Source organism: Microvirga ossetica, from assembly GCF_002741015.1.
Lineage (GTDB): Bacteria > Pseudomonadota > Alphaproteobacteria > Rhizobiales > Beijerinckiaceae > Microvirga > Microvirga ossetica.
On sequence record NZ_CP016617.1, the window covers coordinates 464,976 to 489,197 of the forward strand.

At 63.7% G+C, this 24,222-nt stretch carries 23 protein-coding genes and 2 pseudogenes; 10 read left to right on the forward strand and 15 right to left on the reverse strand.

What is annotated here, in order from left to right; genetic code table 11:
* The first annotated feature begins 68 nt into the window (after window positions 1-68).
* The 3 genes from BB934_RS30015 (at window position 69) to BB934_RS30025 (ending at window position 3,126) form a co-directional block, all read left to right on the forward strand.
* The gene (locus BB934_RS30015) at window positions 69-1,295 is read left to right on the forward strand and encodes an MFS transporter (RefSeq protein WP_099513575.1); all 1,227 of its coding nucleotides are present in this window, start codon (window positions 69-71) and stop codon (window positions 1,293-1,295) included.
* Window positions 1,292-1,765 carry a cyclophilin-like fold protein gene (locus tag BB934_RS30020; protein ID WP_099513576.1) on the forward strand — a complete coding sequence of 158 codons (474 nt, stop codon included), beginning with the start codon at window positions 1,292-1,294 and terminating at the stop codon, window positions 1,763-1,765. The genes BB934_RS30015 and BB934_RS30020 overlap by 4 nt, the downstream gene beginning before the upstream one ends.
* A gap of 206 nt (window positions 1,766-1,971) precedes the next feature.
* A complete protein-coding gene (locus BB934_RS30025) occupies window positions 1,972-3,126 on the forward strand; it encodes an IS110 family RNA-guided transposase (protein ID WP_099513419.1) in 1,155 nt (384 codons plus the stop codon).
* A gap of 671 nt (window positions 3,127-3,797) precedes the next feature.
* On the opposite strand, the gene BB934_RS30030 is transcribed toward BB934_RS30025, so the two are convergent.
* The 3 genes from BB934_RS30030 to BB934_RS30040 all read right to left on the reverse strand — a co-directional run bounded on the left by BB934_RS30030 (window position 3,798) and on the right by BB934_RS30040 (window position 7,146).
* Window positions 3,798-5,012 carry an IS91 family transposase gene (locus tag BB934_RS30030; RefSeq protein WP_099513577.1) on the reverse strand — a complete coding sequence of 405 codons (1,215 nt, stop codon included), beginning with the start codon at window positions 5,010-5,012 and terminating at the stop codon, window positions 3,798-3,800.
* A 12-nt stretch (window positions 5,013-5,024) separates the two neighbouring features.
* A complete protein-coding gene (locus BB934_RS30035) occupies window positions 5,025-5,900 on the reverse strand; it encodes a tyrosine-type recombinase/integrase (RefSeq protein ID WP_099509486.1) in 876 nt (291 codons plus the stop codon).
* Between the two features lie 349 nt (window positions 5,901-6,249).
* On the reverse strand, window positions 6,250-7,146 hold the full coding sequence (locus BB934_RS30040; protein ID WP_099513578.1) for a pirin family protein: 897 nt from the start codon (window positions 7,144-7,146) through the stop codon (window positions 6,250-6,252).
* 209 nt (window positions 7,147-7,355) lie between these two features.
* Between BB934_RS30040 and BB934_RS30045 the strand changes: the two genes are divergently transcribed.
* Window positions 7,356-8,039: an HAD family hydrolase gene (locus tag BB934_RS30045; protein WP_099513579.1), complete on the forward strand. Its 684-nt coding sequence runs from the start codon at window positions 7,356-7,358 to the stop codon at window positions 8,037-8,039.
* 91 nt (window positions 8,040-8,130) lie between these two features.
* Here BB934_RS30045 and BB934_RS30050 read toward each other — a convergent pair whose 3' ends face one another.
* A complete protein-coding gene (locus tag BB934_RS30050; protein WP_099513580.1) occupies window positions 8,131-9,120 on the reverse strand; it encodes an MBL fold metallo-hydrolase in 990 nt (329 codons plus the stop codon).
* A gap of 254 nt (window positions 9,121-9,374) precedes the next feature.
* Here BB934_RS30050 and BB934_RS30055 point away from each other — a divergent pair, with 254 nt between their 5' ends.
* Window positions 9,375-9,671, forward strand: coding sequence for an MliC family protein (locus BB934_RS30055; protein WP_099514268.1), 297 nt, complete (start codon window positions 9,375-9,377; stop codon window positions 9,669-9,671).
* A gap of 98 nt (window positions 9,672-9,769) precedes the next feature.
* Here BB934_RS30055 and BB934_RS30060 read toward each other — a convergent pair whose 3' ends face one another.
* Window positions 9,770-10,312 carry a methyltransferase family protein gene (locus BB934_RS30060; RefSeq protein WP_237050490.1) on the reverse strand — a complete coding sequence of 181 codons (543 nt, stop codon included), beginning with the start codon at window positions 10,310-10,312 and terminating at the stop codon, window positions 9,770-9,772.
* Window positions 10,313-10,322: 10 nt separating this feature from the next.
* The gene (locus BB934_RS30065; RefSeq protein ID WP_099513581.1) at window positions 10,323-10,745 is read right to left on the reverse strand and encodes an ester cyclase; all 423 of its coding nucleotides are present in this window, start codon (window positions 10,743-10,745) and stop codon (window positions 10,323-10,325) included.
* Window positions 10,746-11,218: 473 nt separating this feature from the next.
* Between BB934_RS30065 and BB934_RS30070 the strand changes: the two genes are divergently transcribed.
* Window positions 11,219-11,848 carry an NAD(P)H-binding protein gene (locus BB934_RS30070; RefSeq protein ID WP_099513582.1) on the forward strand — a complete coding sequence of 210 codons (630 nt, stop codon included), beginning with the start codon at window positions 11,219-11,221 and terminating at the stop codon, window positions 11,846-11,848.
* Window positions 11,849-11,953: 105 nt separating this feature from the next.
* Here BB934_RS30070 and BB934_RS30075 read toward each other — a convergent pair whose 3' ends face one another.
* Together BB934_RS30075 and BB934_RS30080 are read right to left on the reverse strand one after the other, a co-directional pair.
* Entirely contained in the window at window positions 11,954-12,307 is a 354-nt protein-coding gene (locus BB934_RS30075; RefSeq protein ID WP_418294793.1) for a putative quinol monooxygenase, read from the reverse strand.
* 187 nt (window positions 12,308-12,494) lie between these two features.
* On the reverse strand, window positions 12,495-13,376 hold the full coding sequence (locus tag BB934_RS30080; protein ID WP_099513583.1) for a VOC family protein: 882 nt from the start codon (window positions 13,374-13,376) through the stop codon (window positions 12,495-12,497).
* Window positions 13,377-13,646: 270 nt separating this feature from the next.
* On the opposite strand from BB934_RS30080, the gene BB934_RS30085 reads away from it, so the two are divergent.
* On the forward strand, window positions 13,647-14,846 hold the full coding sequence (locus tag BB934_RS30085) for an MFS transporter (RefSeq protein WP_237050491.1): 1,200 nt from the start codon (window positions 13,647-13,649) through the stop codon (window positions 14,844-14,846).
* Here BB934_RS30085 and BB934_RS30090 read toward each other — a convergent pair.
* The 4 genes from BB934_RS30090 to BB934_RS30105 form a co-directional block, all read right to left on the reverse strand.
* Window positions 14,843-16,003 (reverse strand): ATP-binding protein, encoded by a 1,161-nt coding sequence (locus BB934_RS30090; RefSeq protein WP_099513585.1) that lies wholly within the window; start codon window positions 16,001-16,003, stop codon window positions 14,843-14,845. The genes BB934_RS30085 and BB934_RS30090 overlap by 4 nt on opposite strands.
* 11 nt (window positions 16,004-16,014) lie before the next feature.
* A complete protein-coding gene (locus BB934_RS30095) occupies window positions 16,015-17,775 on the reverse strand; it encodes an ATP-binding protein (protein WP_099513586.1) in 1,761 nt (586 codons plus the stop codon).
* A 147-nt stretch (window positions 17,776-17,922) separates the two neighbouring features.
* Window positions 17,923-18,228 (reverse strand): UBP-type zinc finger domain-containing protein, encoded by a 306-nt coding sequence (locus BB934_RS30100; RefSeq protein WP_099513587.1) that lies wholly within the window; start codon window positions 18,226-18,228, stop codon window positions 17,923-17,925.
* Window positions 18,228-19,916 carry an FAD-dependent oxidoreductase gene (locus tag BB934_RS30105; RefSeq protein ID WP_099514271.1) on the reverse strand — a complete coding sequence of 563 codons (1,689 nt, stop codon included), beginning with the start codon at window positions 19,914-19,916 and terminating at the stop codon, window positions 18,228-18,230. The genes BB934_RS30100 and BB934_RS30105 overlap by 1 nt, the downstream gene beginning before the upstream one ends.
* 173 nt (window positions 19,917-20,089) lie before the next feature.
* On the opposite strand from BB934_RS30105, the gene BB934_RS30110 reads away from it, so the two are divergent.
* Window positions 20,090-20,977 (forward strand): PhzF family phenazine biosynthesis protein, encoded by an 888-nt coding sequence (locus BB934_RS30110; protein WP_099513588.1) that lies wholly within the window; start codon window positions 20,090-20,092, stop codon window positions 20,975-20,977.
* Between the two features lie 171 nt (window positions 20,978-21,148).
* Here BB934_RS30110 and BB934_RS30115 read toward each other — a convergent pair.
* Window positions 21,149-21,962 (reverse strand): annotated as a pseudogene (locus BB934_RS30115) (SDR family oxidoreductase).
* A 511-nt stretch (window positions 21,963-22,473) separates the two neighbouring features.
* Between BB934_RS30115 and msrB the strand changes: the two are divergent.
* Complete coding sequence (gene msrB / locus BB934_RS30120; protein ID WP_099513589.1) at window positions 22,474-22,962, forward strand: peptide-methionine (R)-S-oxide reductase MsrB; 489 nt, start codon at window positions 22,474-22,476, stop codon at window positions 22,960-22,962.
* Window positions 22,963-23,103: 141 nt separating this feature from the next.
* On the opposite strand, the pseudogene BB934_RS51090 reads toward msrB, so the two are convergent.
* Window positions 23,104-23,286, reverse strand: a pseudogene (locus BB934_RS51090) (RNA polymerase subunit sigma-70); the annotation flags it as partial.
* Complete coding sequence (locus BB934_RS30130; protein ID WP_099513590.1) at window positions 23,283-23,648, reverse strand: sigma factor; 366 nt, start codon at window positions 23,646-23,648, stop codon at window positions 23,283-23,285. The pseudogene BB934_RS51090 and the gene BB934_RS30130, both read right to left, overlap by 4 nt.
* Before the next feature lie 296 nt (window positions 23,649-23,944).
* On the opposite strand from BB934_RS30130, the gene BB934_RS30135 reads away from it, so the two are divergent.
* Window positions 23,945-24,136 carry a NepR family anti-sigma factor gene (locus BB934_RS30135; RefSeq protein WP_099513591.1) on the forward strand — a complete coding sequence of 64 codons (192 nt, stop codon included), beginning with the start codon at window positions 23,945-23,947 and terminating at the stop codon, window positions 24,134-24,136.
* The last annotated feature ends 86 nt before the right edge of the window (window positions 24,137-24,222 follow it).

Sequence of the window (24,222 nt, forward strand, 5' to 3'; positions counted from 1 at the left end):
ACAGACCCTGCAACACGGCACGCCCGGCAATCGGGCGTGCCTTCCCGTACGATCAAGGATGATACACGATGCAAGGAGAGACCACGGCAGAAACCCTGGCGACGGCTGAGGCAGCCTCGTGGGGCTCCGTCTTCGCTCTGACGCTCTGTGTCGCGACGCTGATCGCCTCCGAGTTCATGCCGGTCAGCCTCCTGACCCCCATCGCCTCCGATCTTGGAGTGAGCGAGGGAACGGCCGGACAGGCCATCGCCGTGTCGGGGCTGTTCGCCGTCCTGACCAGCCTGTCGATCTCCAGCGTGACCCGCGGCATCGATCGGCGTACGGTGCTGCTGAGCCTCACGCTGGTGATGATCGTCTCGGGCGTGATGGTCGCCTTTGCGCCGAACACCGCCGTCTTCATGGCGGGGCGGGCGCTCGTCGGCGTCGTCATTGGCGGGTTCTGGTCGATGTCGGCGGCGACGGTCATGCGCCTGGTGCCGGAATCACAGGTGCCTCGCGCGCTTGGCCTGCTGAATGGCGGCAACGCGCTTGCAGTCACGATCGCGGCGCCGTTGGGGAGTTTCCTTGGCCAGTATATCGGCTGGCGCGGTGCTTTCTTCGCCGTCGTGCCGCTCGCGGCCATAACGCTTGCTTGGCTGTTCGTCAGCCTGCCGTCGATGCCGGCGAAGGCAGGGAGAAGCGGGACCGTCTTCCGCGTCCTGCGCCGCCGCACCGTTCCGCTCAGCATGGCGGCAGTCTCATTACTCTTCATGGGCCAATTTATCCTCCAGACCTATCTGCGCCCCTTCCTCGAGACGGTGACTGGGGTGAACACGTCGATGCTCTCTCTGATCCTTCTCGTCATCGGCGGGGCCGGTGTGGTTGGGACCTACCTGATCGGGCTCCTGCTCAAGACGCGGCTCTACAGCCTGCTGATCGTCCTGCCGCTGCTCATGGCAGTCATCGGAGGGGCCCTGACCCTGCTCGGTCATTCACCGGTCGCGACGACGTCACTGCTTGCGATGTGGGGGCTGATCGGGACTGCGGCACCGGTTGGCTGGTGGACCTGGCTCAGCAAGGCGCTTCCCGAAGATGCCGAGGCGGGTGGCGGCCTCATGGTGGCCGTGGTCCAGCTCGCGCTCGCGCTCGGCGCGGCATCCGGCGGCTGGCTCTTCGATCACGAGGGATATCAGGTGACCTTTGGGTTCAGTGCCCTCGTTCTGGTGATCGGTGCCGCCGCCGCGGGTCTATGTGCCTACCGGGTTCGATCGGACATCTTCAGACGGAGCCAATCATTGGAGGAGTGCCTGCCATGACGGAGAACGCATTCTTGCCGCTTCGCCGCGCGCTGCTCGGGGCGATGGTCGCGAGCGTTGCCCTGCCCAGGCCATCCTTCGCCCAACAAAGGAACGCGCCAACACGTCAGGGACCGACTGACATGAGAATAAGGTTGACCTTCAACGGGAAGAGCATGACCGCGGCCCTGTACGACAATCCGTCGGCACGTGATCTGATGTCCCTGTTGCCGCTGGACCTGACGATCGACGACTACGGCAATAACGAGAAGATTGCCTATCTCCCGCGCAAGCTCACGGAGGATGGCAGCGGCCCGTTCGGCAACGAGAGGCCGGGTGATCTGTGCTACTTCGCGCCGTGGGGGAACCTAGCACTGTTCTACGCCGATTATCGCTGGGACGGGCTGATCCGGCTCGGCCGCTTCGAGGGTAGCTTCGAGCCCTTGCTTGTGCGGGGGAAATTCCCGCTCAGGATCGAGCGCATTCCCTGAACAAACCTTGGCGGCGCATCTAACCCGGGTGTGGGCCTATCGGGTGCCGTACTTCCGCTTGTGTGAAGGGTTTCGGATGCCGGCCATCGCGACGTAGGCACATGCACTGGGGCCGGCGTCCGGAAGCCTCCAGGGAAGATGCTATGGGACCGGCGGCGAGGATATCATATCCATCGGCGCTGAGATGAACCGATGGAGTGTCTCCCATGCAGAAGCTGAACGACCTGAGCCGGTCCCTCGCTCCCCTCGAACCGGACAGCACACTGATCTGCGTGATCGAACTGAGCCTGAAGAGCTGGCTCGTCGCCGGCATCGTGCCTGGCGTCGAGCGCCAGCCGTTGAAGAAGCTCGCGATCGACGAGGACGCCTTGCTGAAGCTGCTGCATCGATGGCGAGACGAAGCAGAGAAGGCGGGCCGCAGGATCAAGCGCATCGCTGTCGCCTTCGAGGCTGGCCGGGACGGCTTCTGGCTGGCGCGCTGGCTCAGGGCGCGCGACATCGAGGCCCATGTCATTCACGGATCGAGCGTCGCCGTATCGCGTGAACACCGCCGCGCTAAGACCGACCGACTGGACACCGAGCTGCTCAAACGCGCCTTTCTCGGCTGGCTGCGTGGCGAGCGCGATCACTGCAAGATGGTCGCAATCCCGACCATCAGGGAGGAAGATGCCAAGCGGCCCAACCGCGAGCGCCTCGTGCGAGAGCAGAGCCGGATCATCAACCGCATGAAAGCCACGTTGATCCGGCTCGGCATCCGCAGCTTCAATCCCAAGCTGAAGAAGGCCGCCGAACGCCTTGAAGGACTGCTCACCCCCGAGGGCGAGGCGATCCCGCCCAATACCTTGGCTGAGCTCCGTCGCGACATCGAACGCCGGCGGCTCGTGCGCGAGCAGATCCGCCAGATCGAGGATGCCCGCCTGGACCGTCTCGAGCAAGCACCCTGCGACGGGCCCCATGCCATGGTGCGCCTGTTGGGGCGCATCATGGGGGTTGGCATTGAGACGGCCGACATGCTGGTGCAAGAGGTGCTGGCGCGGCACTTGCGCGACCGACGAGCCGTCGCGCGTTATGGGGGCCTCACAGGCTCGCCCGATGAGAGCGGCACAAGACGTCGGGAGAAAGGGCTGGCCCGTTCTGGTAACGCTCGCGTTCGGCGCGGCATGATCCAATTGGCCTGGCGCTTTCTCATCTTCCAGAAGAACAGCGCCTTGGCACAATGGTTTCGAGCCCGCACCGAGAACGCTCGCGGCACGCGCAAGACCATGATTGTGGCTCTGGCGCGCAAGCTCCTGGTCGCCCTGTGGCGGTTCGTGCGAGAGGGAATTGTGCCTGACGGCGTCGTTCTGCGCCCTGCACAATGATCGGAGGACGCTCAAAATCCCCAGCAATTTCAGCCCGGTCCGTCCTCTTGTGACGGTTCGCCGCTGACGGTTCGAGGTGGCGGGATCCCGATGTGGTTCCTTGGCTTTCATGCCGAAGGGAAGAATGGGTCCGCTGCTTTGGAGCTTCGCCGCCGATGCGCATGACTGCATCATGGTTCGGGGTCATTGGACCCACCGAATACAAGGCTGTGGCGCGATGACTCGGCGCCCGTGGCATGGCTCCGCTCTATCCTCGGTCGGTTTGACACGGCTGATCCCGTCGCGGGCAGATCGGCTGGGAATGCTCCGCATTCCGGTCCTGGACGCTTGGCCAAGGAGCAAGAAAGAGAGGCAGACCACGTCGCTCTTGACAACAAACGTCCCATACAAGGAACCTGCGGAACAGTTGGGCGCCGCGCGTGGTGCGCTCATCTATGGGGATTTGGGCGCTTTGGATCGGGGACTGGATCGGCGTCGACGCGTCCAAGCCAGCGGAGTGGCGGCGATGAGCCGGAGCGGGGCATCATCGCCGTGGCCGAGTTGGCGCGACGGTGACCATTGATGCTCCATTCGCGGGGTATACGCCTCATTCGGCCGAGTGCCCGGGTGGCTGGCGCAGGACCAACGGCGGTGACGAACAGCAGGGCGGCAGCGTCGTGGGGCCATCGGTTTCATGAGGTGTCGACCCGGATCACAGCACTCGGGGACGATGGCCGGTGTATTGGCGAAGACCCGCGCGCGAACCGCTCGATGATGATCATGCGCCCGCCGCAGCAGGGACAGGGCTGCGTCAGGCATGGTGGAGCTGTGGCGCCAGTCGGGTCTGCGGTCACCGTTGCACAGGGCTCACGCGCACCAAGCAGCGCGCGGGCTCGCGTCAGGTTGGCGGCGCGTGAGCCGTGAGCGAAGAGGCCATAATGCCGGATGCGATGAAAGCCGCGCGGGAGCACGTGAAGCAGGAAGCGGCGGATGAACTCGTCGACAGCCAGCGTCATCGTCTTGCAGCGGGCGCGACCCTCAACCCGATAGTCCTTCCAGGTGAACGTCACGCCGCTGTCGTCGGCGCGGATCAGCCGGCTGTTCGAGATCGCAACCCGGTGCGTGTAGCGGGCGAGGTAGGCCAGAACGGCCTCCGGTCCGGCAAACGGCCGCTTGGCATAGACGAACCACCTGATCTTGCGCAGACGAGCCAGGAAAGCTGCGAACGCTTTGGGACCGGTCAGATCCGCGTGGTCGCCGAAGAACCGCAGTTGCCCGGCCGCATAGGCCGTGGCGAGCTTCTCCAGGATCAGCCGCCGGAACAGCTTTGAAAGGATCCGCACGGGCAGGAAGAAGTTCGGCCGGCATGCGATCCATCGCGTGCCGTCAGGGGACAGCCCACCGCCCGGCACGATCATGTGCACGTGCGGGTGATGCGTCATCGCCGAGCCCCAGGTGTGCAGCACGGCGGTGAGGCCGATCCGCGCCCCGAGATGCTTGGGATCGGCCGCGATGGTAAGGGTCGTCTCGGCCGCGGCCTTGAACAGGAGATCGTAGATCACGGCCTTGTTGGGAAAGGCGAGAGCGGCGAGAGCGGCTGGCAGTGTGAACACCACGGGGAAGTAGGGCACGGGCAGCAGTTCGGCTTCGCGCTGTGCGAGCCAGTCCCGGGCCGCCGCGCCCTGGCATTTGGGGCAGTGCCGATTGCGGCAGGAGTTATAGGCGATGGTCGTGTACGTGCAGTCTGCGCAGCGCGCGACGTGCCCGCCGAGAGCCGCCGTGCGGCAGGTCTCGATTGCGCTCATCACCTTGAGCTGGCCGAGGCTCATATGCCCGGCATTGGCGCGGCGCCACGCCGGTCCATGGTCGCGGAAGATGTCCGCGACCTCCGGCCCTGGACGGGCCAAGACGACCTCGCCTTACGCGGGCGGCTGATGCTCCGGTCTCAGCAGGGTAAGCCGATCGAGTGGGCTCATGACGGCGCGGATCGTGGAGGTGGCGACACGGGTGTAGAGCGCAGTGGTCTCGAGTTTGGCATGCCCGAGCAGGACCTGGATCACGCGAATGTCGATGTTCTGTTCCAGCAGATGCGTGGCGAAGCTATGCCTGAGCGTGTGCGGGCTCACGCGCTTGGTGATCCCGGCCTGCTGCGCGGCCGCATGGAAGGCGCGGTTGAGCTGGCGCGTGGTGAGCGGGTTGACCGGGTTCTGGCCGGGAAAGAGCCAGACCAGGGGCCGCGCGATCCGCCACCAGTCGCGCAAGAGTTCGAGCAATTGCGGGGAGAGCATCGCATAGCGATCCTTGCGGCCCTTGCCCTGCTCGATGCGGATGAGCATGCGCTGAGAGTCGATATCGCAGACCTTGAGCGACACGACTTCCGACACCCGCAGCCCAGCGCCATAGGCCGCGCTCAGAGCTGCCTTGTACTTGGGGCCCGGGGCCGCCTCGAGAAGGCGAGCCACTTCCGCCGGGCTCAGGACGAGGGGTACTTTGCGCGGCTCGTGGACCAAGGTGAGACGCCGAGCCAGATCGATCCGATCGAGGGTGACGGTGAAGAAGAAGCGCAGGGCCGCGACCGCCGCGGTGCGGCTCGGTGGGGTCACGCCGCTTTCGGTCAGGTGCAACTGGAACTGCCGCACATCCTCAGGCGAGGCGGTCTCCGGCGAGCGGCCGAGGAAGGCCGCGAAGCGTCTGACCTGGCGGATGTAATCAGTGCAGGTCTTCTCGACGAAATGGCGCACCGTCATGTCATCGATCATGCGCTGGCGCAGCGGGCTGATGGCTGTCTCGGACATCGAAGGCTCCTGTCGTGAGGTGGAGGCACCAAACCCCTCGATCCTCAAGACAGGACCCAGCCCTGTCATCGTGTGCCGTTCAGCGGGTTACCGCCCCCAAGCCATGGCACCGCCCCAGCCGCAGTGCCCTCCCGCGCGAGCGGGTTCGTTCATTGGCACGAGGCGGAAGTAGATCGAACTACTGGAATGCGCCGGCAAGTGGACCTTCCTATTGCCTTGTCTCAATGTGCTGCCGCTCGAGCCGTCGGCCACAAACGACCCTGATCGGGGATTTGCAGTCAATGCCCTTCCGATATCCGACAAGTATGAGGTTATTCAGACGTCGCCACCGATCAGGAGTTCATCCGGCTCAGGACATCGGCTCAGGAGCGGGCTTGGGATCTTCCGGCAACGGGATGAACTCCTGATCATCATTCAGAGGCAGATGAATCCGACCGCTCTGCCAGTCGGCCTTGGCTTGCTCAATCCTGTCCTGGCGTGAGGACACGAAGTTCCACCAGATGTGCCGCGGTCCCAAGGGCTCACCGCCCAGCAGCATGACCGTCGAGGTCGCAAGCGCCGTCAGGACTGGATCCGAGCTGCCAGCAAAGACCAGCATCTGCCCCGGGCCATATTCTCGGCCATCCGCTCGCACCCGACCTGCTACTACGTAAGCGGCTCTCTCTGCATACTCGCTCGGGATGCCGATCCGGCCGCCAGCTTGCAACTCGGCATGGACATAGAACAGGGGAGACTGGGTCCTGACCGGGTTGGTCAGCCCGAAAGCCCGACCTGCAATCAACCGCGCCGAGACACCCGCTTCCCCAAACACTGGGAGGTCCTCCGCGCCATGATGAATGAAGTCCGGCTCCATCTCCTCCTGGGCTTCCGGAAGGGCCACCCAGGCCTGAATGCCGTGCACCCGCCCGCCGCTCTGCCGGATGGGGCCATCGAACCGCTCGGAGTGGCTGATGCCGCTGCCCGCCGTCATCCAGTTCACAGCGCCGGGCCGGATGGCCTGCTGCGCCCCGGTGCTGTCCCGGTGCATGATCTCGCCATCAAACAGGTATGTGACGGTGGAGAGCCCGATATGCGGGTGAGGGCGCACGTCGGTTGTCCGAGGCACATGGGGCGGCAGATCTACAGGTCCCATATGGTCGAAGAAGATGAACGGCCCAACCATGCGCCGCCGCATGAACGGCAGCACGCGACCGACTTTGAAGCCGCCAAGATCCTTGCGCCTTGCGCCAATCACCAGATCCAGCATCAGACCCTCCACGCCGAGCGCAAACCGCAGCCCAGTCGGGATGGTTGGCCCTTAGGAGGGCTGAAATGTGACCTGAAGACGCGATGGGATCATTGAAACGGATCGGTGAGCGGCCATACCTCCTGACCTGACGCTTGGAGTTGTGTGGGTTCACCGATGAGACAGCACATGCGTCGTCCTCAATCCCAGCCCACGATGGAGCTGATCCTATGACGAACGAACATCCAGACGCAGGTGGGCCAGGACGGCATCCGTTTCGTGCCGTGCTGTGGGACATTGACGGCACCCTGCTGCTGAGCGAGGACATGCACTTTCGTGCCCTTCGCCATGCCCTGGCAACCGAAGGGGTGGAGGCGCCTGACGAGTTTCATCATGAGATCGTCGGCCGGGCGGCGAAGGTCGTCTACGAGAAGTGCTGGCAGATCTTCGGCTTGTCGATGAGCTTCGATCAGTGGCGCCGGCTCAAATACAGCTACTACACCGCCCATGCGGCGGAGATTGCGGTGCGGCCCGGCGCGCTGGAGGCTTGGCGGCTATTCGAGCAGTCGGGGCTCCGGCAGGCCTTGGTGTCGAACTCAGACCGGATCGTGGTGAACGCGAACATCCGGGTGCTTGGCTTGGAAACGCCCGGGTTTATTTCGGTGTCGATCAATGACGTGGTGCGCGGCAAGCCTGACCCTGAGCCCTATGAGCGGGCTGCGACGCTTCTCGGGCTTAAGCCTCAGCAATGTATTGTCATCGAAGACAGTCCGACCGGAGCCCAGGCCGCCCTTGCCGCTGGAACCCACATCATCGCGTGGCCGGAGGATCGGACGCTGGAGTTCCCGCCAAGCATCCGGCCCATCACGGATCTGGAACCGGCAGTCAAGGAACTCCTCCAATATGCGGCTTGAAGGGGACTGCACACGATGGTCCCGGTGGGCACGAACGGGGGAATCGATGGCCTGCCCCCTGCGTGGCGCTGAGGCGACGCAAGTCATCACCTTACTGGAAGTGGTAAAGCGCACCCTGTTCCGGGATCAAAAACTGAAGACCAAGATCGTTGCCGGCCTCGAGTTCCTTGCGGATCGCCTCCTGAGGCTGCTCATCCGTCAACGAGTACTTGATATGGCTCACGACGACCGGCAGTCCCTTCAGGGCGTTGCCACCAGCTTCCTGATCCAAAACATGCAGCGTCTTATGGACCCATTTCGGTGTCAGGTGCCCAAACAGCAGATTGTCCGGCCGATCGCTGGTGTATGACACTTCCAGAATGATGGCCTTCAACCTCTGCTGCCTCACCTTGTCGGCAATGGCCTTCCAGATGTCCCGTATGTTGGAAGCCTTCTGGACCTCGTCAGGACCGGTATCGCCGAAGCACAGGATGGCATCGCCCCCGCTTTCGATGAGGAAGGCAGTGGATTCGGCTCCTCCATGGTTGAGCGGGAAAGGTGTGACGGTCATCTTGGTTCCAGCAAGGTCCTTGGTCTCCCCAGGCTTCAGATCCTCCAGGTGATACCTCTTCAGCTGCGGCGGCTGGCCACGATCCAGCATGTTGGGCCAAGCCTTCCAGTTGAAGTAGGCCTGCTCAATCTCCGCACTCACCGATGGCAGCGCATAAATGGTTTTGTTGCTGTCATCGGGTGAAGCGATTACCAGCCCCTGCACATGGTCTAGATGAGCGTGGCTGATAAGGTAGCCTTTGATCTCGCTTTTCAGCACATGCCCGAGGACGCTGTCAGGCGAGCCCTCAGGCACTTTGACGTCCCTGAAGACGCCCCTGTCCTGAGCGACCCTCAACCCATTGACCAGACTGCCGGCATCACACGCGATGGCGTTGCGGTCCCCGTGTGGCCGAATGAGGTAGGAGCTGAGATTGCCATCCTGAATGCCGCCCAAAGCACCGAGAACAATCACATCGAAGCCTTGCCCCGACAGAGCGACAGTGGGTGTCAGGAGCATTGACAGTGAAACAAGCGATGCGATCAGTCTCATGAAGCCTCCGGCAGCATCAGAGTAAGGTTGGGGTCAGAAGATGTTGGCATAGGGGAGGGATGCATGCCAGTCGTCATCCTTGCGGCCTTGCCTTGTGAACGGCTGACACTTTCAAGAAGATGGGCAGCCAGACCAGGACGTGGTTGAGGATCTTCGGGATCGTAGGACCGCCTCGATGCGGACTTACGGAAGGCGGTCGACAAGAAAGGAACTGCCTCGTGAACTGTCCATCTCCTGCCTTGGGCAGAACGATCATGACCGCACTGTATCTGGTCGGCGCCGCCACAGGAGCGGTGGCCCACGATCGCCCACCTGTTCATTACACCTGTGCGGATGGAAGCAAGCTTCAGGCCACGTTCTCTCCTCCAAGCACCTTAATGGGGTCAGTGAAGCTGGTTTATGCCGGATCCTCGACCGAGATGACGCTGCCGCAGGCTCTCTCTGCGGATGGAGGTCGATACACTCAGGGCGCCATAGAGTTCTGGATCAAAGGGCAGGATGCAACGCTGACCCGAGCGGGAAAGTTGACGACCTGCCGGACCGGCGACTAAGCGACACCTTCCGACCCGCCGGCCCAACGCCCGCATGGAGGCGGGGAGCGGACCTTCACACGGCCAATCTGAAGGACTGTCCGTGACCCATAGCGGCCTCAGGCAGGCGGAGTAGGGCGCGCAGGAGCTCCGCTGTGCCAGGGCGTCAGTCGCGGCAGCCAGCGGCGCACATTGGCGGCATAAGCCTCGTACTGCGCACCGTAGGTGCTGCGCAACGTCGGTTCCTCGTAGGCCAGCACGAAGAGATGGGTGACGATGCCAAACGCTAGTGCGTAAATCAGCAGCGGCAGGGACCCGATCAGCAGCCCCTGGCCGGCGATCAGCGCCATGACCGCGAGGTACATCGGATTGCGCACGTAACGGTAGGCGCCCGAGACCACCAGCGTCGCGGTGGGATAGATCGGCGCCGGCGTGCCGCGGCCCTGCAAGGCGAAGCGGGCGAAGGAATCGAGCAGGATCACGGCGCCTAAGAGGATTAGCGCGCCACCGAGCCAGCGCACCGGCTCGAACCCGAGCAGCGGCGGGTCCATGTGCCACCCGGTCGTGTACCACGGGATGAAGACGCCAAGCAGTCCCGGCGCAGCGAAGAGAAATACGATCGAGCCGACGACGGGCATGATGCCGCGAGAAGGCTGGTCCATGACAGGCCCCCTACGTCCCAATCGGAATGCATCCGAGCTGCTGGAAGAGGCCAAGCCGGTCCAACTCGACCCAATCCTCTTTCAGCTTGCCGTCGGCGAAGCGGCCGATGATGATGACGGTCCACGTCACGTTGCGGCCGGATGCGGCGATCCCTTGCCATTCGCCCTGCTGGGTCGCCTGCCAGCGGCCACGCCAGACGCCTCGGTCGCCGGCGAAGAACATATCATCCAGGGTGTAGGCGGCGTCCGGAAAGGCGCCGAAAAAGCTTTCCATCGCCGCGCGCCAGGCAGGTAGGCCGTGGATCGTCTCCATGCCCAGCCAGTGCGATGTCAGCTCGTCATCCCAGTATTTTTCCAGGGTATCCAGACGGTGCCCGTTGAAGACCTCGGCGATGTAGGCGCGGATCAACACCTCGTGCTTGTCTTCCGCCATGGTCCTCGCTCCTCCGGAAGCTAAAGGTCGACAGGCCCGTGTAGTAGTCCAGCACGCGCCGTGATGGCCGGCGAGTGCTGTTCGGACGGGAGAGCAGTGGCGCGATGCTCATGGCGCGTTTCGTCGAGTAGGTGACGAGTGCTACTTTATCCGCAGGTCGCCTATCCCCACATGATAGCGCGGAATTTCCCTAAATGCATGAGGCATTACAAGGGGCGGAAGGGCCGCAACTGGCACGAGGCGGAAGTACTGCTTTGGTCAGCTCATGACGGGGTAAGCAGACCTTAATTTGATCTGCTGTTCGTCGCTCATCGACCCGTTGCTGACATTTTGGATATGCGAGCATCAGGGGTTCTTCATGCGAAAGGCCTGCGATTCCCTGTCGCCCCACTGGCACCAACCTGACCAATCGCGAAACCTTCGATAAACTAGGTCATTGCGAGCGGTGGCCTGGTTAGGAGGAGGGCAGTGGGATGAAGCTTCTGATCGTGGGCTCGACGGGCCTTGTGGGCCGACATGTGCTTGACCTCGCACTCGCTGACGGTCGAATTGATGCCGTCGTCGCTCCGGTCCGCCACAATGTGGCAAGCCACCCGAAGCTTTTCGCACCGACAGTCGATTTCGAGCGTCTGCCGAACGACGTCGATTGGTGGCGAGCCGACGCGGTGATCTGCGCCTTGGGGACAACCATGCGAGCGGCTGGATCGCAGGAGGCATTTCGCAGGGTCGACCACGACTACGCTCTCGCGGTTGCCGAGCTAGCCCGACAGCACGGCACCCGAACCTTCGTCCTCAACTCGGCAATTGGTGCGGACCCGCCCTCGCGCTGCTTCTATAACCGGGTGAAGGGCCAGCTGGAGCGTGATCTCGCGACGCTCGATTTCGAGTCCCTGACATTCGTACGACCGGGACTGATCGGGGGCAGGCGAGATGAAAGGCGTCCGGCTGAAAGGATAGCCTCGATCGTATTGCGCATTCTTCATCCAGTCCTTCCTCGACGCTTGCGCATCAACCCTGCCGTGCGGATTGCCCAAGCCCTGATCGATGCAGCCATCGCCGCGCGTCCAGGAACGCACATCGTGGGATCGGCAGAACTAACGTAAGGCATTTCAGCCTGGCAACGCTCAATGCAGGAAGGACCATTCCAGCATTCTCGAATCAGATACGGGTCCGCTTCAGCGGGCGGCGCCACCGCCAGACGTCCCACATTACTTCCCTAATCCCGGGAGCACTTCCATACGCATGACTTTCACACCGCCATCTGCCAGGGCCGGCAGCCTGGCAAACCATTCCTGCACGTATGGCATCGCGTTGTGAGCCTCGAAATCAGCCTGAGTGGGAAAGATCTCGTAGAAGATGAAGTGGCCGGGGGTCTCGCGGTTTTCCTGGAGGAAGTAGACGAGGTTCTTCGGGTCGCCTCGCACGAGTTGAACGAGTGGTAAGGTGACATCGCGCAATTCGGCTTCCTTGCCCGACTTTGCTCGAACCTCGGCAACGATGGAAATGGCTCCATTGGGAACCTGCGCATATCCCTTGCCTGGACCGTCCTGTGCCATTGCCATCGATGCCCCTCCCAGTTGCACCAAGCCTACATGCAGTGCCATTGCCGAATACATTCGCGTCCTGCCAACCATGCTGACCATTCCTCTCTCCAAGCTGCCCTGGAATCCCGGAATCCAGGGCGCGGCGCGGGCTATGCAGGGGTCAAGCCGTCCGGTGACCCACGCGCGCAGACGCTACGACGCTCCATCAGCCTGCGTCAGCCCGCACCAAGCGCCGACGGGCATCCAAAGCGTCATTGAACGTCTTCTTGACAGGCCCAAGAGCCTGAACGAACTCCAGTTGCTCTCCCTCGGAGCCCTTACAGTAGATCAGGGCCCAGCCGTTGGAGCGCCCTTCGGTGATCCGGTTGGTGTTCGCTTCCAGGGGCGCTGACAGCCTTTCTTTCTCGGAGGCAACTGTGATGACGCGGTTGGCCCTGACCTGCGTCATGCCGCGTCGGGCCGACTCCGCTTCCAGATCACGGATGAACTGGTTGAAGTCGATATCATCCCGGATGTGGAAGCAGATATGCATCGAGCGGGGATAGGCCGGGCTCATGTGATCTCGCGCTTCGGCGAAACTATTGCCGCCACCCATCGGCTGATCGGCATCACGATACTGGAGCAGCTCGATCACGGCGTTGTCGAACTGGATGAACCGGACATCAAGGCGCTGCGCCCCGCCCCTCAGATCGGGAACTCCCATCGTGCGCGGATTGACGCTCCGCTCACGCGCCTCGATGTCCTGATCGGTCAGCAGGGTGTTGTGGATGCGCTCGCCCTGGAAGTCGCCGTCGCGCATGATCTCGGTACCGCCGAGCACTTGCGTATAGAACTCGTAGGCGCGGTCCATGTTCTGTACGGTCAGTCCGAAGTGCTGCACTCCCCGGAGCCGGGCTCCGAGCGACGCGCTGTTGCGGTCTCCGGTGGCGGCGCGCGGGCTCCCACCGCCCGGCGTCTGGGCCAGAGCCGGAGTACCCATCGCGAGGGCGGCGGCAGTCGCGCCGGCAATCGCGGTCCCGGCGGCGTGCAGGATATCCCGGCGGTCCGGTCCAGCTAAGCTATAGTGATTATTGAGTTCGTTCGACATGGCTCGACCCGTGTTGTGCGGCACCGGCAGATGCAGGCTTGAATATGGCTTACCCTGTCCGCGGCGTTGCCTGTCGTTAAGAATAGTGAATTTCGGTGAATCGGACTTTGGCTTCTGGTATGACGGATCGATCCAGGACACGAAGGCCAGGCTTCCGAGCGCAGCCGGTTCCCCTGCTTCGGCTGTGAGGCAATGTTATTCTTGCCGATGCCAAAGCGGATCTTGCCGGCGCGAATGCTGCTGGGTGCAGTGCCGTCTGATGGATCGCGCATGACACGTTGGACCGGAAAGATCTTGCTGGTGCTGGGTTCTGGGCTGGGGATGTACTTCAGCATCGGGATCGTGCTCATCCATGGCTTCGGTGTCTTCATCCTGCCGATTGCCGAGGACACCGGCTGGGATCGGAGATCCATCGCCGCAGTCGTCGCCCCGGTCGCCCTGGTCAACGGCTTGATGTCTCCACTCGTCGGCGTCCTCACGGATCGGTTCGGGCCCCGCTCGGTGCTCACCGTATCATCGGTGACCACTGGAGTTGGGCTTGCCGGGATCGGGCTAACATCGGGAAGCCTTTCCGCCTTCGTTGCCGCCGTCGTCCTGGCAAGCATCCTGGGCGGAGCGCAAACCGGAGTGCCTTACACCCAGGTGGTTATCGGGTGGTTCAATGCCCGGCGGGGTCTGGCATTGGGCGCCATGCTCTCGTTCGTCGGGTTGGGCATCGCATCGGTTCCGCCAATCCTCTCGCTCATCATCGCGACGTGGGGCTGGCGTTCCGCCTTCGTGATGGCCGGACTGGCAACGATGCTGGTCACGCTTCCGATCGCGCTGTTCCTGATCCGGGATCCTCCAGCGCGTCGTCCGGGGGGCGAAGGCGAAGGTCACACGCTGCGCGAAGCCATGATGACTCCAAGTTTCTGGCTGATGCTCGGCGCGTTCTTCATGAACTATCTCGTGGCCGCCGCGGGCTCGATCTCACTGCCCGTCATCCTTGCGGACAGAGGAGTGCCGACAGGCAATGCCGCCGTCATCCTGAGCGTTGTCGGTGGCGCGTTCATTGTGGCGCGGCTCGGGTTCGGAGCGCTTCTCGACCGCTTCCCGCCCGTTCCGCTGACCAGTCTGGTCTTCCTCGCGCCCGCTGCCGGGCACCTGCTCCTTGCCAGTTCCGGCGGCCCCTTTCCAGCAGGACTCAGTGCCATCATGTTTGGGCTCGCGTTGGGTGCCGAGGGCGATGCGATGGGCTATTTGCTGGCACAGCGCTTCGGGACCAAGCATTTCGGGAAGATCTACGGGATCAACTACTTCGCCTTCACGCTCGGGGCAGGACTTGGTCCGGCAGCGCTTCACATGGTGGCCGGATCAGGCGAACATTACGTGATGGCCTTCATGGCCTTCGCGGTACTGGGCATGATCGCCCCAATCATGCTCCTATTGGAATGGAAGCAATCCGACCGTCGCCGAACCTGGGTGATCTAGGATTTCCTTCTGGACGGAGAACCAGAAGGGTGCGAGGTCAAAAGGGTCACGACCGTCGTCATGGGCCGCTTGTCACAGGCTCCGCGGAGGTCATCGAGTAGAGCCCGTGCCCGTTGGAGATCGCGGGTCTCGAAGCCCTCCTCGAAGCGTTCATACGTCGATGAGAGAAGAGACTTCGCCGGTTCGCTTTCCCCCGAGTGGTGCCAGAGGTCGGCCAGACTGGTCGCGGAGCGCAGTTCCCACGACAACGCGCCTTGGTGGCGGGCCAACTCGAGAGACTCCAGGTATGGCGTTTCGACTGCGTGCGTCGTCTCGGCTGGGCCAGACAGGCGCATCAGGTCGCCCTTGATCCGCAGCAGTTCCGGCATGCACCAGACTTCCCCCTGGACCCGCGACAACGTCAGTGCCTCCTCGATGGTGACGTGAGCCGCGTCGATCTCGCCGTGAACGCCAAACTCCTTGGCCAGGATCCCGAGGTAGTATGGACGCCGCATGACAAATCCCATGTCGGAGAGTTCTGCGAGCGTGTGGCGGAGGATGTCCAAGCCCGCCATCTCACCACTTTCCAGCAGCCACTCTCCGCGCAGGCAGCGCCCCATCGCGCTCCAGACCGTCATGGCATGCCTTGCCACGTGATCCTCGATCATTGCGAGTAGCCGCTCGGCGCCAGGCAGGTCTCCAACCAGCAGGGCAAGGGGACATGCGGTGTGGACGAGCGCATTGCAGAGCGCAAGAGCATGGTCGGCCTTCTGCGCTCCGACGAGTTGCTGCTCTGCCATCCGGGCAGCCTGATCCGGATAGCCTTGGAGCCAAAGGACATTGGCCAAGGTGCCACTTGCCGCCAACCGCGGATCGAGCTGGAACCGAGCGGTTTCCGCCCGGACCGCCGGAGGAACGTATTGTCGGATCATTCGCTCGAGATGGCTGCGGGCTTCGGCAAGGTCTCCCAGATAGCGCAGGGCGGTTCCGATCTGCCGCTCGACGTTGATGGTGGCTGGGCGGTCATCACGGGCACTCGCGATGGCGCTGATCCTGTTCGCGATCACGAGCGCCGTCCGGTGGTCGCCGATCCAGGTATGGTAGTCGCAGAGCCCCCACAGGCAGCGCAACTGGTACTCGCCATCGTCGAGGCGTTCGGCGAGGTCTAGGGCCTGCACCCAGGCCGACCTCACCGGGGAACCGGCCCCCGAGTATGGAGCAGGGCCGTGCCGAGCGCCATGCGAAGTTTCATCTCGTCATGCTCGCGCAGCGATCCGTCATCGGAATGCGCGAGAGCACGTTCCACGCAAGCGCGGCACTCTCCCACGAGCGACAGATGCTCCCAGAGCGGTATCGCAGCCGCAGTCAGGGCGACGCCGATCGGGATGTCGTGTTGGTCAGTGAAGGCCCAGTTCAAGGCAAGGCGGATGTCGTCGAGTTGGCGTCGGTGATCGCCGATCCACTCGGGCGCTGGCCTGGTGTGCCATTCCGCCTCCGCCTGCGCTGCCAGGTCCAACATGTTCTCGGCGTGGCGTCGTCGAAGTCGGTCGCGTTCGCCGGCTTCGGCCAGCTTCTGGAGAGCGTAGCCGCGAGTCGTGTCGAGGAAACGATAATGCGACGCTGCCCCCCTCGCGTCCACGGACAGGAGGGACTTGGCGACGAGACTTGCCAGGCCTTCAACCAGATCGGTCCGGTCCAAATCTCCATCGGCAGCCAGGGCACAGGCGGATTCGAGACTGAAGGTTCCCGCGAAGACCGCAAGGCGTCGCAGGATCGTGCGTTCGCTCTCGGACAGGAGGTCATGGCTCCAGTCCAGCGTGGCGGACAGGGATTGATGGCGTCCCGGAGCATCACGCCGCCCCATGAGCATACGGAACCGGTCATCGAGGAGGTCAAGGATCTCGCGGACCTGGAAGGCGTCGATGCGTGTCGCAGCGAGTTCGATGGCCAGCGCCACGCCGTCGAGCTTGCGGCAAATCTCGGAGACGGCCGGCGCATTTGCGTCATCCAGGGAGAACGCATTGAGGGTTGCAGTAGCGCGTTCCACGAAAAGTTCGACGGCCGGAAAGGCCAGAGCCTCCGCGGCCATAAGCTCGTGCGAGTCCGGCGGGGTCTCCAGGGGCGGAAGGCGATAAACCAGCTCGCCTTCCGCACGAAGCGCCTCCCGGCTGGTCGCAAGAATGCGGACCCCAGCGGCAGCCGCGAGGATGTCCCTCACACAGATCGCCGCTGCGTCGATGATGTGCTCGCAATTGTCGAGAACGAGCATGAGCCGTCGGTCGCGCAGGAACATCCGCAATGCCGACCGCTCATCGGCCGAATGCACGGTGAGACCGATTGCGGCCGCAATCGCACTCGGCACCAAAGCTGGATCGGTCACAGGCGCGAGATCGACAAGCCGGACATCATGCTCGATGGTCTCGGCCATGCGCGCGGCAACGGCGAGAGCGACCGTCGTCTTTCCGATCCCTGCGGCTCCGACAACCGTAACGAGTCTTGCTCCTTCGCACATCGACAGGATCGCGTCGCTGGCCTGTCCTCGTCCGAGGACGCGCGTTGCGGGGATTGGAAGATTGTGTGCACGGAGGCGGGCCGGAGCGTCATTGTGTGTAGCCGCATCGTCACCGAGGATCTGGACGGGGGAGACGAACCGGTAGCCCCTGCCGCTGACTGTCTCTATATACCGGACGCCGCCTCGCCCGTCTCCCAGGGTCCGTCGGAGGGCCGCGACGTTGACCTTCAAGTTGCTTTCCTCGACGAAGGTCTCCGGCCAGACGCGGGCCCGCAGCTCGTCCTTGCCCACCAGTTTGCCCGAGCGTTCGACGAGCGCCAACAATATTTCGAGTGCGCGGCTTCCGATTCGAACAGGCTTGCTGCCCTCCATGAGCGACCACCGCTCGGGAATGAGGACGAAGGGACCGAACAGGATTGTTCTATTGCTGCCGCTCACATCCAGTTGCCACTTGTTCTATAAGTGGTTGCAGGGCAAAACTGCCCGAATGCGCTACGGAGTACAAGTAACCTGAATGCGACCGGTCCTCGTACGGCCGCCCCATTGCGAATAGCAGAAAAAGGTCGAGGTTCCACGACGAGACCTTCATACGAAGCGCGGGATCGGGCCCCGCTGCGGTGTTCGATTGGGCAGGTCGACCTCGATCTCGTCGATGTAACACCAGCCCCAGCCTTCGGGCGGATCATAGCCCTCGATGATGGGATGCCCGGTCGCCTCGAAATGTCTCGTCGCGTGACGGTTGGGAGAGTCATCGCAGCAGCCGACATGGCCGCAGGTCCGGCACAGACGCAGATGCACCCAGGGCGAGCCCGTCTTCAGGCATTCCTCGCACCCGCGAGTGCTTGGCGTGACGTCCCGGATACTCGCGACATGGCTGCATGAACCACTCATCAGGTCATCCTCATCGATTGGGGCACACTCGGTTGCCGACCTCGCCCGGCAAGGCAGGCATGCAATGCCGCCACGACCTGAGCACCTTCCCCGACCGCGGCCGATACCCGCTTGACCGAACCCGAGCGCACGTCGCCGATGGCGAAGACGCCGCTGCGGCTCGTCTCAAGGGGATGGCGCTCCTGGCCTGCCGTGGCTCCGGTGCGGATGAACCCTTTGCCATCCAGCGCGATGTCGCTTCCTGTGAGCCAGTCGGTATAGGGATCAGCCCTAATGAACAAGAAGAGGTGGCGGATCGGGCACGTCCCTTCCTCTCCCTGGCGGTTGCGCCACCGGATGGATTCGAGACTCTCTCCCTGTCCGTCCAGCCCCGTGACCGTCGTCTCGGGCAACACCTTGATGTTGCGCTGCGCCTCGATGCGCTCGATCAGGTAACGCGACATGCTGGCCTCCAGGTCAACGCCACGTACGAGAAGCCACACCGTCTTCACCTGGCTGGCCAGGTAGACGGCCGCTTGTCCGGCTGAATTGCCCGCCCCCACGAGCGCGACCTCCTGCCCGGTGCAAAGCTTTGCCTCGATCGGAGAGGCCCAGTAATGCACGCTCGAGCCTTCGAACTGCGCCAGGTTGGCCACGTCGAGGCGACGGTAGCGGGCGCCGCTGGCTACAATCACGGCGCGCGCGTGCACGGTCTCATCTGTTCCTGTCCTGAGCCTAAATTGTTGGCCGCCATCACCGGCGGCGAGACCCAGGTGCTCGGCCTCGTTGGGGATGACCATCTCCACGCCGAACTTCTGCGCTTGGGTATAGGCGCGCGCCATCAGCGCCAGGCCGGAGATCCCGGTCGGGAACCCGAGATAGTTCTCGATGCGGGCCGAGGCGCCCGCCTGCCCGCCGAAAGCGCGGCAGTCAAGCACGATGACGGACAGGCCCTCGGAGGCCGCATACACGGCCGCCGCCAAGCCGGCGGGACCGGCGCCGATGATGGCGACGTCATAGAGCTTCGACCCGTCGATCGGCTTCACGAGGCCGATGCAGCGGGCAAGCTCCCGCTCCCCCGGGTTGAGTAGGAGTTTCCCATTCGGACACAGCACGATCGGCAGGTGATGGGGGTCGACGTGGAAGCGCTCGACGAGGCATCGGGCGCAGGAATCCGTCTCCGCATCCAGCACCCGGTGCGGGTGGCCGCTGCGGGTCAGGAAGCCTTGCAGGCGCAGCACGTCGCCATCGTTCTGGTGCCCGATGATGATGGGTCCGCTGCCGGCACTTTCCAGGAGACCGACGCGGCGCAGGATGAGCGCCCGCATGACGCGCTCGCCGAGGGTGGCCTCCTGGACCATCAGGTCACGCAGCCGTCGCGAGGGAATGATGAACGCGTCGACGGGCTCGATGGCCGCCGCCGTCACGAGAGAGGGGCGTTCGGAGAGCTGCGCCAGTTCGCCCGCGAAGCTGCCGGGGCCATGGACGACGATGGTCTCGTGCCGATCGCCGCCGCCATCCTGGCTGATCTCGACCTTGCCGGACACGATCACGATGAGTCCTGGTGCGATGTCGCCGGCCCTGACGATACGTGCGCCTGCCTCAAAAGCCGCGGCCTCGCCGAAGCGTCTTATCCGGGCAATGTCGTCCGGGGACAGGGTGGGAAACATCTGGTCGCGACGGGTATCGTACGTGGCAGAAGGAGACATGGTTTCCACCATTCCGCTCAAGTCATGCGGCTCAGCCTATCCGGTGCGGCCCGGCTTGAACAGAACCTGGGGCCAGCATAAAAGGTGATCGGTCCCATTCCATCGCTGAATTGGTTTTCGGTCGGCTGCGCTGATAGGGAACGGCTGAGCCCAATCAGCCTTCGGAGCCCGCCGTGCCCCGCTTTCCGTACGAGACTGTCGACGTCTTCACTGACCGCCCCTTCGGCGGCAATCCGCTCGCTGTCTTCACCGACGCGCGCGGGCTGTCCGACGCGCAGATGCAGGCGCTGGCGGCGGAGATGAACTACAGCGAGACAACGTTCGTCCTGCCAGCCGACGATCCGGCCAATGACGCCCGTGTGCGTATCTTCCATCGCACGGCCGAGATGCCCTTTGCCGGCCATCCCAATGTCGGCACGGCTTATGTGCTGGCGCGCCATGGCCGCGACCGCGACGGTGTGCTGCGGTTCGAGCAGAAGGCTGGCCTCGTCGAGATCGCTGTCGAGCGCGATCCGGCCGGATCGGTGACAGGGGCGGTTATCGCCGCGCCGCAGCCCTTGTCCCTCGGTATGGAGTTGCCTAATGACGAGATCGCCACCTGCGTCGGGCTTTCACGTGACGATATCGCTACAGCAGCCCACAAGCCGGTGCAGGCTTCGGTCGGCGTCAAGTTCGTGCTGACGCAGGTCGCGGCGGAAGCTCTTGCCAGAGCGACACCCGATGTCGCCGCTTTTCGCAAGCTCGTGCGGCTGCATGGCGATCTGGCCGGACGCTTGTCGCTGTTCCTCTATGCGCGTGACGGCGGCTCGATCCGGGCCCGGATGTTCGCACCGCTCGCAGGCACCTGGGAAGACCCGGCCACGGGAAGCGCCAGCGCCACGCTCGGCGCTCTGCTGCTCTCGCTCGATGGTGGAGACAAGGCCGCCTTCACCATCACTCAGGGCGTCGAGATGGGCCGGCCAAGCCTGCTCAAGGTGACGTCGTGGCGCGCCGAGGATGGCTATCACTCGCGTGTCGGCGGCAATTGCACCCCGATGTTCCGGGGCGAAGCGCTGCTTTAGAGGACCGAGTGCTCCAAGAGGTCCTTCCGCGGAACTGAACCAAAATCCCGGAACGTCGTCTCCTGGCACGGGCCTGACCTTAGCCGTACTTCCGTCCTGCTGGGATGAGCGGACCTTCGTTCAGGCCGACGGTACCACCGAGCTTGACCCAAAGCCGACAGTCCCTCCCGCTCAGGATGACCAGTTCTCTCTGAACTCGCCGAACAACGTCAGTCCCCACAGGCGTAGAGCGTCTGGCCCGTCACATACGACGCATCACCGGAGGCCAGGAATGCGAACACGGCCGCCATCTCCTCCGGCGTGCCTGCACGGCCCATGGGAATGTGGCTTTCGACGTTCGCCCGCGCCTCTTGGTCATCCTTCCAGGCTGCATTGATGTCGGTGACGATGGCTCCCGGGGCGACCGCATTCACCCGGATGCCGCGATCGGCGTATTCCAGGGCCAGCGTCCGCGTCAGGTTCCTGAGGCCGCCCTTACTGATCGAGTAGGCGATGAACCCCGGTTTCGGCACGATCTCGTGGACGCTCGAGCAGTTGAGGATCGTCCCTCCTCCAGGCCGTGACAGAAAGTGCCTGATTGCAACCTGCGAGCAGATCAGGGGACCGGTCAGGTCGACATTCAGAATGCGCCGATATTCGTCGATGGGATAGATGTGGCTTTCCGCCTCCGACTGGATCCCCGAGTTGTTCACCAGGATGTCGAGACGCCCCAGGCTCCAAGCACCTCGTCGAACATGCGCGAGATCGCGTGCTCGTCACCGACGTCGGCCTGGACGATCATATGCGCCGTGCCGGAGCAGCCGCCGTGGCGGGAAGCTTCCCGCGCCTGGCGAAGCGTCTCCTCGGCCGCGTCGTACGAGCCGCTGAAATTGATGGCGACGGTGGCGCCCTCCCTGGCAAAGCGGACGGCAATGGCCCGACCGATCCCGCGCGAGGCCCCCGTGATCAGGGCATACCGCCCTTCGAGACAGCCAGTAGTCGTCATGATGTCGGTCCTCCGGAATGCTCGGGTTGCTTTGGCCCCGCCCGGCCCACCACGTAATCATCCTGCCCACATCCCAGGGCACGGGATGGAACGTCAGCCTCTCACCTGACCCGACGGACCCGCGTCATTGGGAACGGCTGCCGGGGTGGTCCGGCGTGACCTGCCCAGGCCTCGAGCCAGGGCCAAGGTATCCGGGCATCCGGCGGCGATACTGATCCCCCATCCACCCATCACCTAGGCGTGGCAAAGGCGTTGACGAGATCGGAAGCCCGGTGGTGGGCCACAGGCACACAAGTTCCTGATCGCAAGTGTCTGTGAAGACGCGCAGGACATCGGCCGAGCCGAGGGTAAGGGGCGGCAGTGCGCCGGCTTGAAGAGGTTCCCGGATGACCGCCTGGCCCATCCAATCGCCGTCGCCTGCCCGTGATCGCAGACCCATCGAATGGACACATCCATCTCGATGTTGACACTCGAAGCCTCGTTCCCATGTCGATCCATGGAGGTCACTGCGATGGTGACGCGCCGGATCCTGGTGAACGCCGGTATCGCGAGCCTTGCTGTTGCGGCCGGGACATTCAGGCGGATGCCCCGAGCTTTCGCCGGCGAGCGTTTCGCCGTGACACATACCGATGCCGAGTGGCGCAAGCTCCTCAATCCCAGCCAATATGCCGTGCTCAGGCGGAGCGGCACCGAGGCACCTTTCAGCAGTCCCTTGCTCAACGAACATCGCAACGGGACCTTCACCTGCGCCGGCTGCGGGCCCGAGCTGTTCTCCTCCACGACCAAGTTCGAGAGCGGCACCGGTTGGCCCAGCTTCTGGGTGCCATTGGAGCGGGCGGTGGGCATCGAGGAAGACAAATCCCATGGCATGGTCCGCACGGCGGTGCACTGCCAGCGGTGCGGCGGCCATCTCGGCCAAGTCTTCGATGACGGGCCGCCCCCGACTGGGCAGCGCTATTGCATGAACGGTGCCGCAATGAACTTCATTCCCGCCGCCTGATCCACAGGGAGGGTACCCGATGAGACAAGCCGGAGCCGCCACCGCCGAGCACCACGCGCGGCGTTCGACGACCGTCCTCTTCCTCTCGGTCGTCAGAGCCTCGGCGGCTTCCTCGTACGACAGACCCTCTGCACCGATAAGCAGCAGGGCCTCGCGCTGCTCCCGGGGCAGCCTGGCGAGGGCGGTGTGGAGGTCCTGGACCGCCAGCCGGTCCTCCTGATCCGGGATCGTGATCATCATTGCCGCGTGGGACCCGTCCGCATCGTCGACCTCACGCTGCTTCGTGCGGCGGGAGGAGACGAACAGGTTGCGCAGGATGGTCATGAGCCAGGCCTGGAGGTTGTGCCGGCTTCGAACGTCTCCTGCCGGCCGATCGCCTTCAGCACCGTCTCCTGGACGAGATCCTCGGCCTGGTGGATGTCCCGGGTCAGCGAGATCGCGTAGGCCCGCAGCGACTTCAGGCTGCCCATGAGCTCGTCGCCGAAGGCCTGGTCCACCGGCTCCGTGTGGGCCCGGATGACCTGCGCCACCCGATCGAGCAGCCGGGTCAGGCTTCGGGGCATCTTCTCCGCGTCAGGATTGCCGTAGAGGACGCGCAGCTCGCGCCCGAGATGGGTCTGGATGGCGTCGGTGAGGGAAGGGATCGCGGCGGGATGGGAGCGTTCGGTCAGGATGGGTTGTGTCATCGCCCATCAGATGTAACAGGCTGGGTTGCTTTCAACCGCGGAGTAAGGACGCGGGAGCAGGGGCGCCCGCGTTGAAGTCAGTCGCCGCCCATCACAAAGGCCATTTGGCGCTACCCGCGTGGCTGGGGTGAGATTTGACGGGACAGCATGCGGGTTGCCGATATCTCCGGCAGCTTGCGGGCTCCCAATATCCGACGGGGGTTCGTTTACGGTCTGTTAACCATGCGCAGCGATGCTTCCCCGCAATGGCAGGAAGGCTTCCAGAGGCTGGTGCCAGAGTACGGATAGGTAGGCTCATGAGTAACGAGGGACGCCCGGACCGGAAGCCCGCAGCTCCGCCTCTTGCCCCTGATACGCGAAAGCATCTTGGAGCCCATCTCCAAGCCGTCTTTGCCGAAATCGAGGGAGAACCCATCCCAGACGATCAGATCGATCTGTTGCTCGCATTGCGGCGCGTCGAGCGCGACCTGGGACGCAAGGCGTCCTGACCCGCTCGTTGTCGTCCACGACCAGCCGCCAGGACCATAGCGTTCCTTGCATCCGTCACTGCCGGGGGCAAGTCCTGAAGATCCCA

Excerpts from the sequence above, each read along its gene's own strand:
- BB934_RS30135 (WP_099513591.1), top strand. The coding sequence starts at position 23,945 with ATGAGTAACGAGGGACGCCCGGACCGGAAGCCCGCAGCTCCGCCTCTT.
- BB934_RS30045 (WP_099513579.1), top strand. The coding sequence starts at position 7,356 with ATGACGAACGAACATCCAGACGCAGGTGGGCCAGGACGGCATCCGTTT.
- BB934_RS30025 (WP_099513419.1), top strand. The coding sequence starts at position 1,972 with ATGCAGAAGCTGAACGACCTGAGCCGGTCCCTCGCTCCCCTCGAACCG.
- BB934_RS30040 (WP_099513578.1), bottom strand. The coding sequence starts at position 7,146 with ATGCTGGATCTGGTGATTGGCGCAAGGCGCAAGGATCTTGGCGGCTTC.
- BB934_RS30085 (WP_237050491.1), top strand. The coding sequence starts at position 13,647 with ATGACACGTTGGACCGGAAAGATCTTGCTGGTGCTGGGTTCTGGGCTG.
- BB934_RS30055 (WP_099514268.1), top strand. The coding sequence starts at position 9,375 with ATGACCGCACTGTATCTGGTCGGCGCCGCCACAGGAGCGGTGGCCCAC.
- BB934_RS30105 (WP_099514271.1), bottom strand. The coding sequence starts at position 19,916 with ATGTCTCCTTCTGCCACGTACGATACCCGTCGCGACCAGATGTTTCCC.
- BB934_RS30035 (WP_099509486.1), bottom strand. The coding sequence starts at position 5,900 with ATGTCCGAGACAGCCATCAGCCCGCTGCGCCAGCGCATGATCGATGAC.
- BB934_RS30130 (WP_099513590.1), bottom strand. The coding sequence starts at position 23,648 with ATGACACAACCCATCCTGACCGAACGCTCCCATCCCGCCGCGATCCCT.
- BB934_RS30100 (WP_099513587.1), bottom strand. The coding sequence starts at position 18,228 with ATGAGTGGTTCATGCAGCCATGTCGCGAGTATCCGGGACGTCACGCCA.
- BB934_RS30015 (WP_099513575.1), top strand. The coding sequence starts at position 69 with ATGCAAGGAGAGACCACGGCAGAAACCCTGGCGACGGCTGAGGCAGCC.
- msrB (WP_099513589.1), top strand. The coding sequence starts at position 22,474 with ATGGTGACGCGCCGGATCCTGGTGAACGCCGGTATCGCGAGCCTTGCT.
- BB934_RS30020 (WP_099513576.1), top strand. The coding sequence starts at position 1,292 with ATGACGGAGAACGCATTCTTGCCGCTTCGCCGCGCGCTGCTCGGGGCG.
- BB934_RS30075 (WP_418294793.1), bottom strand. The coding sequence starts at position 12,307 with ATGGCAATGGCACAGGACGGTCCAGGCAAGGGATATGCGCAGGTTCCC.
- BB934_RS30060 (WP_237050490.1), bottom strand. The coding sequence starts at position 10,312 with ATGGACCAGCCTTCTCGCGGCATCATGCCCGTCGTCGGCTCGATCGTA.
- BB934_RS30080 (WP_099513583.1), bottom strand. The coding sequence starts at position 13,376 with ATGTCGAACGAACTCAATAATCACTATAGCTTAGCTGGACCGGACCGC.
- BB934_RS30050 (WP_099513580.1), bottom strand. The coding sequence starts at position 9,120 with ATGAGACTGATCGCATCGCTTGTTTCACTGTCAATGCTCCTGACACCC.
- BB934_RS30070 (WP_099513582.1), top strand. The coding sequence starts at position 11,219 with ATGAAGCTTCTGATCGTGGGCTCGACGGGCCTTGTGGGCCGACATGTG.
- BB934_RS30065 (WP_099513581.1), bottom strand. The coding sequence starts at position 10,745 with ATGGCGGAAGACAAGCACGAGGTGTTGATCCGCGCCTACATCGCCGAG.